Raw genomic sequence first — 6,919 nt, 5'->3', positions numbered from 1 at the left:
CATCCCCCGCCCCCCCCGCCCCTATTTCCCCCTCAACCCGGGGGGCGCGCGCGGCCGCGCGATGGGGGTTACCGAAACCTCCATCGCGCGCAAGCGCGCTCCCACATGTCTTTTTGATGATTGGGGGTTTAGCAGTACCGAGCTTTCAGCTGCCCAACGGTCAGCGGGCTTTCGGTCGGATCCATCGCCTGCATCACCAGCCATTCACAGAAGGTCGGGGTGTTGACGGGCAGGTCGAAGCTCACGTGGCGCTCGAGGGAATCGATCACATCCTCGGGGAGGTCGAGCACCCAGGTGGCATCGTTCACATCGGCGCAGCCTTCCAGGATCACGGAAAGGGGGGCAATCGGTTCGATGCGTGCAGCGGCCAGCGCCATGGTCGGTTCCTCGCGTAGGTCTTGGGCATATCTACCCTGATTACATGACGGACCGGCGCGAAAAATGTGACAAATCGCCGTTAACGCCCGGGCTGTCGGTTAGCAAAAGGCCCGTAGGGCACGGGAAAAGCGTGCTCCCTGCCACCTTTCGCTATCCCGTCCGGGAGCTTTCGTTTTGCTTACGAGGCGTTATCTGGGTGAGGTTTTTCGTAGCCGCACGGTGATGTGCGGCTTCTTGTGGGAGCGCGCTTGCGCGCGATGGGGTCCGGGGCTGGCACCCATCGCGCGCAAGCGCGCTCCCACAGGGAAGGTATCAGCCGTCTTTGCCCAGGCCGGTCTGCTGCAGAAGGATCAGCAGGGTGCTATCGATCCAGCGGCGGGCGTAGCTCTCGCGTTTGCCGGTTAAGTGCACCGTGGCGAGTTGCTCGCTGGGGACCGGGGTGGCGCTTTCGCCTTCCACGCGCACCCTGTACCACACGGCGGCGGGGCGGAGTTCCTTCGGCGGGGCGGTGGGGTTCAGCGGGATCGGGCCGCCGCGTTCTTTCGCGAGGGCCAGGCTCGGCAGGTGCTCGAGCGCGCCGTTATCAATGGTCACGACCTTGCCATGCAGTGGTGTGGCCGAACCCTTCGGGAACACGGTGGCCTCGCTGCCGAGCGACAGGCGCGCGCGGTCGGCTTCGGACACGAGCGCCTCGACGCGCCAGCGCGATCCGCCAATGATCGTGGCCATGCGCGCACTGGTCGAGACCCAGCTACCCGCGCGCAATGTTTCATCGAGATCGCGCACCACGCCATCCGCCGCGGCGACGATCCGCAGCCGGTGCAGTTCCGCCGTGCTCGCGAGCTTCTGCGCGTCGTACTGCTCGGCCATGCGGTCCGCGACAACCTGCTTCGCCACGCCATCGCGATCCAGCGCCGAGGCACCACGCGCCGCGGATTCATACGCTTCGCGCAACGCATCCGCCTTCGCGCCCTCATCCTGCGGCGTGGGCGCGGAAAGCTCGAACAACACCTCGCCACGCTTCACCGCCTGGCCTTCGTGCACCAGCACCTTGTCCATCTGCGCGGGATATGGCGTGAACACCGGCTGCTCGAAGCCCGATTCCACGACGCCGTCGCCCTTGATCGATGCCGACCAAGGCACCAGCAACACCAGCGCGACCGCGCCGATGCCGATGAGCCAGCGGCGGGCCACGGGCCAGCGGATCTCGGCGCGGCGCTGCCACCACACACGGGCTTCGTACTGCATGGGTTTCACCACGAACGTCAGGATTTCCACGAGGAACAGGATCAGGCCCATCGCCTTGAAGAAGGCGTGGTAGACCACGACGGCGATGCCCACGAACAACGTGAGCCGGTACAGCCAGGTCGTAAAGGCAAAACCAGTAAGGAATGCGGCGAACGGCTTCGACACTGCATCCGGTCGCGGATCCTCGATACCGAGGAACGTGCGCCGGACCCAGCGCTTCGCCCAGCGCCCTGCCCGCTCGTGCAGGCCCGGGTAGTCGAGCGCATCGGCCAGGATGAAGTAGCCATCGAAACGCATGAACGGGCTCGCGTTCACCGCGATCGTCAGTACCCACGCGGTGGTGCCGAGGAAGAACAGCGCATTGCGGAAATTGCCATCCGGCGCGAACGACCACAGCAGCGTGCACCATGCCGCGAGCACCAGCTCGGCCATCACGCCGGCGGAGGCGATCGCGAGGCGCTTCTGCGAGCGCTCCAGCTTCCAGCTCTCACCCGTGTCCGTATACGCCATCGGCCACATCACCAGCAGCGCGACGCCCATGTGGCCGACGCGCACGCCATGCTTCGTGGCCATGAACGCGTGGCCGAACTCATGCCAGCATTTGGAGAACACCAGCGCGCCAGCGAAGGCAAACACGCCGTCCCAGGTCAGCGCGCCGCGCAGGTTCGCCTGCACCACATCCCACTGGCGCGCGGCGAAGACCACGCCGAGCACGGCGGCGAGCAGCGTCACCACCAGGAAGCGCGTGGTGAACATCCACTGGATCCACGGCAGCGCCTTCGCGAGGAAGCGCTGCGGCCGGACCAGCGGTACGCGGATGAACAGGTAGTTCTGCAGCAGCCAGTGGCCCAGCGACGTCGTGCGTTTCGGCGTGGCGCTACGCAGCAGCTGTTGCTGCTTCAGGAACATCACGAACTCGATGACATCATCCGGCTCGGGCTGCAGCGTGGTCGACGCGGCGATCGCTTCCGCGATGGCCGCCGGTTCGGCGAGGCCCCAGTGCTGCAGGATCTCGAATTCCAGCCAGCCGATGCGGAAGAACTGGTTACGCACGGGATCCGACAGATGCCACGCGGGCGAGCCATCGCGATTGCGGCCGGCCGGGTGGATATCCAGCTCCTCGCGCAGCAATGGCCATGGCGGCGGCGCGGGACCCATGCCCAGGCCAGCGCCGCTGGCGGCCATGGCGGCCGCCGCGTTCATACCCCGCCCCAGGCCCGCACGGTGGCGATCGGGCGGCGCAGCAGCAGGTAGCCGAGCACGTTCCAGTGGCCGGAGACACGCGCCGTGCCCTGCAGGCCGATGCGCGCCGCCGAAGCGTCGCCATCCACCGTGCCACGCAGCACGTAGCTCGCCACGCCGGTCGGCGATTCCACCGGCTGGTAGCCGGCATAGTCGAGGCGCGCACCCACCGGGCTGAGCGGTGCGACCTTCAGGAACACCGTCATCGGCGCCCCGCTTTCCAGGTTGGTCGGCTCACCCACCGGTGCCCAGGCGCGCACGCCCAAGGTATGCGGATCGGCGAGCAGGCCGATGCGTTCGCCGGTCTGCACCGGGCGGCCGGCCCAGTCGTCCGGATCCGAATACACGAACACGCCATCGGCGGTCGCGCGGATCTCCAGCTTTTCCACTTCACGCTGCAGCGAAGCGACATCCACCTCGCGCTCGTGCAGCTTGCCCTCGGCCATGCCGAGGTCGGCCTTCGCGTTCTGGCTTTCGATCGCCTGCTGCGCGGCCTGGTGCATTTCCACGTTCGCCGTCGCGAGCTCGGCCTGGGCCACGGCCAGCTTGTTGCGCAGCGTGGTGTCGTCCAGCTCGGCGAGCACCTGGCCGGCCTTCACCGTCGCGTTCGGCGCGACGACCATGCGGCGGATCACGCCCTCGCGCGGCGAGGCGATCACCTGGCTATGCAGCGAGATGATCTCGGCCGGCACCAGCGTGTATTCGCGCACCGGAAGCAGCAGCACAAAAATCAGGCCGGCGAGGATATAGCGCCAGCGCTTGCCACTCGTCGCCGCACGCCACCAGCGCTGCACGCGCGATGGGCGCGCCACCAGCGACCACCACGCATAGCCGTACAGGCCGGCCATCTGCAGCAGTGCGAATTCATCGCCGTCGGACGTCAAGGTGGTCGGCCACGGCTCGTCGCGGCCGAGGAACAGCAGCGCACCGACCGACTGGTCGGGCCCGACCAGCGGAAGCACCCACACATGTGCCGGGAACCATTCGCTCCAGCCCGCGGCGAGTTCGTCGTCAAGCAGGTCCGGCGAAAGCGGCAGCACGCGCGCGTTCCCCGGCAGCTCGGCACAGCGCGCTGCCACCGCCTTCGCCACGCCCGACAGCCACAACGCATACGGCGTATTCGGATCGACGTCCGCCAGCCCGGAATGCGCCACCAGGCGCGGCGGCCGCGCGGCTGGCAGCACCACCAGCGCCGCCTGGCGGTAATCCACCAGCAGGCGTGTGTCGTTGCACGCGGCGAAGCCGAGTTCGGTGGCGGTCGTCGCCGCCTCCACGCGCGAGGCAAGCGCGTAGAAGCGCGACGACGCCGGCGTCGTGGCGGCAGGCTTGGCGGTCATGCGCTCAGCCCTTGCCCGGCGCGGCGCGACCGCTCATGCCCGGCAGCACCTGGCTGGTATCGCCGGTGAAATCCGCTTCGATCTCGATGGTCTGGCTCACCGCATCCACGCGCCCGCTGAGGCGGGTCACCGTGAGCTGGTAATGCGCGCCGGTTTCGTCCACGGTCGCGTCCAGGTGCGCACCGGGCTTCAGCCAGCTGATCCAGTTGGAAGGCACGTTGAGGCGCGCCTTGGGCGTGCCGGTGCCGACGAGGTCGACCACCGGTGCGCCGGCACCCACGCCCTGCCCTTCCTTCACGTGCACGCGCGCCACGCGGCCATCGAACGGTGCCACGAAGCGGCACTGAGCGATCTGCGCGTTGATGATGCCGAGCTGGCCCTTGGTCCGGTTGACGTCGGCGGCGGTGAGTTCCACCTCCAGCGCGGCGGCGGACTGCAGGCCCTGCAGCTTCGCCTTCGCTTCGTAACGCAGCTGCGCAGCCTTGTATTCCGCATCGGCGGCGTCGCGCTTGGCGGTCAGGTCGCTGCAGTCGAACGCGACCATCACCTTGCCCTTCGCCACGCTATCGCCCAGCTGCACGTACACGCGCGCGACGCGGCCCGGCGCGGCCGCGGACATCGGGCTCTCCTGGTCGGCGACGACCAGGAAACGCACCGGTGCCTGCGTACCCGCCGCGGGGGCCACGGGGGCACCCACGGCGGCGGAACTAACGATGCCAAGCGCAAGGACAGCCGGCAGCCACATCGAGGTCTTCATGTCTTTCGGGTTCTACGTGTGAATTACGGGGTGTTGGCCGCGGCCGTTTCCGGGGCGGCGGAGAGCTGGCGGAGCTGGTCGAGCACCGAGAGCACGGCCGCCTCGGCCAGCGCGCTCACCGAACGGGTGGTCGCGTCGTCCGGCAGGTAGCTCTGGTAGCTCTGCTTCATCAGCTGGCGGCCACCCTTGTCCTGCACGGTCACGTCCCACACCGCACGCGTCGCGGCGCGACCACGGGTGGCGCTGTAGCGCAGGTCGACGGCGAGGCTGTCATTGCCGTTGCCGAGCGCCAGGCGGTTGCCGGTGAGCACGCTGCCGACGGCATCGCGCACGGCGGCACCATCCACCTTCGCCGGCAGGCCGGAGACGCTCAGCGAGAACGGGCGATCGACATGGGCCACGTCGACGACCTGGGTGAACACGTGCTTCTCGCCCTCGACGAGGCTGGTCTGGATGGCGCGCGACAGCGTCGCCACGTCGCTACCCGACACCTGTTCCGGCATCAGGTCGATGCCCACCGAGTTAAGCACGCGGCCATAGGCCGACTGCGCGGCGGCGTACGACGAGGCTTCCTGGAAGCGCGAGACAAGCGAACGGGCGCGGGTGCGCAGGGTTTCCAGGTCGCTGGTCAGCTGGTTGTCCGAACCGGCGCGGGCGACGCTGGCCAGGCGCTGGTCGACGCTGGCCGATTCGAGCGCGAGGCTGTGGTCGTACATGGCCAGCTTGTAACGCTCGACCGATACGCGGACCTGGGTGATCACGGCCATGCTCAGCGCCATGCGCCGCGCATCGTCGACCTCCATGCGTGCCTTGTTCGCGCGCTTGATCGCCGGGATGCCGGCGAGGCGCACGAGGTTCATGGACATGCTCAGGCCGCCCTGCGTCCAGTTCTCGTTGTACAGGTACTTGTTGGAGTCGTAGCCGATGCCGCCGAACAGGTTGAGGTTCGGGAACAGCGCGGTGATCTGCTTCTTCGCTTCGAGCGCGTCGATGCGGGTCTTGTAGTCTTCCTCACGCAGTTCCGGGCGCTGTTCCAGGGCCATCTGCTCGAGCTGGTCGATGCTGGACGGCAGCGGTGCGAGCGCACCTTCGCTGGTGTCGGCCAGGGTGAAGTCCGTACCCGGGGCGAGGTTCATCAGGGCGGCGAGCTCGCGCTTGGCGAACTCCATTTCCTGGCGCTTCTGCGTGACCAGGCTCATCGCATCGAGCAGCGCGCGCTGGTATTCCAGGCCTTCCACCGGGGGAAGGATGCCGGCGCGCTCGGCCTGGCGGGTCTTCTCCAGCGCGGCGTTGATGTTGTCAGCGACGCTGGTCGCCTCGCCAAGCAGGCGCTGCGCACCCAGCGCACGCCAGTAGGCATCGCGCGTGTCCTGCACGATGTTCTGCAGCACCTTGCGGCGGCGCTCGTCGGTGACGTTCACGTCTTCCGCGGCCTGCTTCGCACGGAAGTAGCTCAGGCCGAAGTCCAGCACGTCCCACGAGAGCGTGGCGTCGCCAAGCAGGTGGGCGCGTTCTTCCGAGGTCGAGGGGCGCAGCGAGACGATGCGGTCCTCGATGCCGATGCTGGTGCCGCCCGAGTCGTTGCTGCGCCAGCGGTAACCGGCATCAGCGGTGAGCTTCGGCAGCATGTCCAGCTTCGACACGTCGAGCAGGCCTTGCGAGAGCGCCGTCTCCATCAGCTTCAGGCTGTAATCCAGGTTGTACTTCAGCGAGCGTGCCATGACGTCGGAGAGCGTGAGCGCGCCGTTCAGCGGCTCCTGGCCCTTGTACATGGCGGCCGTGTCGTTGCGGACGCGGGTGGCGATCTCGTCATGCGTCAGCGGCTTCGGCTTCACCGCGCCGCAACCGGCCAGGAAGACAGCAAGCGCCACCGAGGCGGCGAGCGGAGCGAAACGCAGCGGGGAACGCGACATGGTGGTGTTCATCGGGTCAAGGTGGGACATGGGTCAGGCAATCC

Annotated in this window: 5 protein-coding genes; all 5 read right to left on the bottom strand. The window is 67.8% G+C overall.

From position 1 onward, the window contains the following. Positions 1-128 precede the first annotated feature (128 nt). The gene (locus ACZ6YI_RS19660) at positions 129-377 is read right to left on the bottom strand and encodes a hypothetical protein (protein ID WP_465780115.1); all 249 of its coding nucleotides are present in this window, start codon (positions 375-377) and stop codon (positions 129-131) included. Between the two features lie 313 nt (positions 378-690). Next, positions 691-2,829, bottom strand: coding sequence for a site-2 protease family protein (locus ACZ6YI_RS19655; protein WP_465780114.1), 2,139 nt, complete (start codon positions 2,827-2,829; stop codon positions 691-693). Further along, entirely contained in the window at positions 2,826-4,205 is a 1,380-nt protein-coding gene (locus ACZ6YI_RS19650; protein WP_465780113.1) for an efflux RND transporter periplasmic adaptor subunit, read from the bottom strand. The genes ACZ6YI_RS19655 and ACZ6YI_RS19650 overlap by 4 nt, the downstream gene beginning before the upstream one ends. Before the next feature lie 4 nt (positions 4,206-4,209). Beyond that, on the bottom strand, positions 4,210-4,962 hold the full coding sequence (locus ACZ6YI_RS19645) for an efflux RND transporter periplasmic adaptor subunit (RefSeq protein WP_440329436.1): 753 nt from the start codon (positions 4,960-4,962) through the stop codon (positions 4,210-4,212). A gap of 23 nt (positions 4,963-4,985) precedes the next feature. Further along, positions 4,986-6,905: a TolC family protein gene (locus ACZ6YI_RS19640; RefSeq protein WP_465780112.1), complete on the bottom strand. Its 1,920-nt coding sequence runs from the start codon at positions 6,903-6,905 to the stop codon at positions 4,986-4,988. Positions 6,906-6,919 lie beyond the last annotated feature (14 nt).

It is taken from the genome of Luteibacter sp. NPDC104163 (genome assembly GCF_055584245.1).
This window is presented reverse-complemented; position numbering and strand designations above follow the sequence as displayed.

Coding starts and splice junctions, on each gene's coding strand:
- ACZ6YI_RS19660 (WP_465780115.1), bottom strand. CDS start 377: ATGGCGCTGGCCGCTGCACGCATCGAACCGATTGCCCCCCTTTCCGTG.
- ACZ6YI_RS19655 (WP_465780114.1), bottom strand. CDS start 2,829: ATGAACGCGGCGGCCGCCATGGCCGCCAGCGGCGCTGGCCTGGGCATG.
- ACZ6YI_RS19650 (WP_465780113.1), bottom strand. CDS start 4,205: ATGACCGCCAAGCCTGCCGCCACGACGCCGGCGTCGTCGCGCTTCTAC.
- ACZ6YI_RS19645 (WP_440329436.1), bottom strand. CDS start 4,962: ATGAAGACCTCGATGTGGCTGCCGGCTGTCCTTGCGCTTGGCATCGTT.
- ACZ6YI_RS19640 (WP_465780112.1), bottom strand. CDS start 6,905: ATGTCCCACCTTGACCCGATGAACACCACCATGTCGCGTTCCCCGCTG.